Source organism: Parasphingorhabdus sp., assembly GCF_049667325.1.
Classification (GTDB): domain Bacteria; phylum Pseudomonadota; class Alphaproteobacteria; order Sphingomonadales; family Sphingomonadaceae; genus Parasphingorhabdus.
The window spans coordinates 1-1678 of the sequence record NZ_JBATHY010000033.1; the positions used below are offsets into that span (position 1 = coordinate 1).

Genomic DNA, 1678 nt, shown 5'->3' on the forward strand with positions numbered 1-1678 from the left:
TCGGTCACCGTCCACGTCTGCCCCTTGTTGAGCAGGCCTTGCAGATCGGGTTTCTTGCCCGCAGATGACGCAGCGTTCTGCGCCACCACAGCCGCTTCAAATGTCGGCCGCGGATCGTCATAAAGCACGCCCAATGCCATCGGGAATTCACCGAACTGCATCTCGACCAGCATATGCGCAACCGAGCGGTTGGTGACATCGTGGACTATCACACCGGCTGCCGCCCAGTCGCCATCCACAATATCGACCACTTCCAGTTGCAGCGTCTTGCGATTGAGCGTGATGCCCTTTTCACCCTTGGAAAACAGCATCGGTTCGCCGTCCAGCAAATGCAATTGCGTGTCGGCTGCGGTTTTCTTGGCGGCAAATTCCTCGAACACATCCTTGTTATAGACGATGCAATTCTGGAAAATCTCGATGAACGATGTGCCCTTGTGGGCATGCGCGGCTTTCAGCACATCGGGCAGGCCCTTGTGGATATCGATCCCGCGCGCAACAAACCGCGCACCAGCGCCGAGCGCAAAGGCACAGGGGGAAGCGGGCCGGTCGACCGAACCATAAGGCGTCGAGGGGCTTTGCGTGCCCTGACGGCTGGTCGGCGAATATTGGCCCTTGGTCAGCCCGTAAATTTCATTGTTGAACAGCATCAGCTGGCAATCGAGATTGCGGCGCAGCAAATGCATTGTGTGGTTGCCGCCGATCGACAGCGCATCGCCGTCACCGGTGATGATCCAGACGTCGAGTTCCGGATTGGCCAGCTTGACACCGGTCGCGACCGCAGGCGCGCGGCCGTGGATGGTATGGAAACCGTATGTCTCCATATAATAGGGAAAGCGCGAGGAGCAGCCGATACCGCTGATGAACACCGTATTGGACGGATCGGCACCAAGATCGGGCATGGTCCGCTGTACGGCCTTTAAAATGGCGTAATCGCCGCAACCCGGACACCAGCGAACTTCCTGATCGGTTTCCCAGTCTTTCAGCGTGGTCGTGATTTTGGTCATCTCGTTCATGACAGATTCTCCTCGATCACCGCGGAAATTTCGGCGATGGTAAACGGCTGGCCGGAAACCTTGTTCACCGGCTTCGCATCGACCAGATATTGGTCGCGCAAGATTGTCTTCAACTGACCGGTGTTCATTTCCGGCACGATGATCCGGTCAAAGCTCTTTAGCAACTCGCCGAGATTCTTCGGCAGCGGCCAGATATTGCGAATATGGACATGGGCGACATCCTTGCCCGCCGCGCTGGCGCGTGACACGGCCTGATGAATCGGACCAAAGGTCGACCCCCAGCCAACAACAGCCAGCTTGGCGCCGGCCTTGCCAAAGGCGAGATCCTGATCGGGTAGACTGTCCGCAACGCCGAGAACCTTGTCGCGCCGGATTTCGGTCATCGTCTGGTGGTTGGCCGGACCATATTCGATATGCCCGGTATCCACGCCCTTTTCGATGCCGCCAATCCGGTGCATCAGGCCAGGTGTGCCGGGCTTGATCCAAGGCCGCTTCAAATTTTCATCCCGGCTATAAGGCAACAACGGGCCTTCGGGTTTCTCTGTCATGAAGCTGACCGGAAAACGCTCGAGCGTATCGACATCCGGAATTTTCCATGGCTCTGCCGCATTGGCGATATAGCCGTCGGTCAGCAACATAACCGGGGTCATATATTGCACCGCTAT

1 protein-coding gene and 1 pseudogene are annotated in these 1678 nt (G+C 57.4%); both read right to left on the reverse strand.

Annotated elements, in window-relative coordinates; all coding sequences use genetic code 11:
• Window positions 1-1013 (reverse strand): 2-oxoacid:ferredoxin oxidoreductase subunit beta (locus WBM93_RS01615; protein ID WP_424427493.1); only part of this gene is annotated, 1013 nt, incomplete at its 3' end.
• Window positions 1010-1678 (reverse strand): annotated as a pseudogene (locus WBM93_RS01620) (2-oxoacid:acceptor oxidoreductase subunit alpha); the annotation flags it as partial. The gene WBM93_RS01615 and the pseudogene WBM93_RS01620, both read right to left, overlap by 4 nt.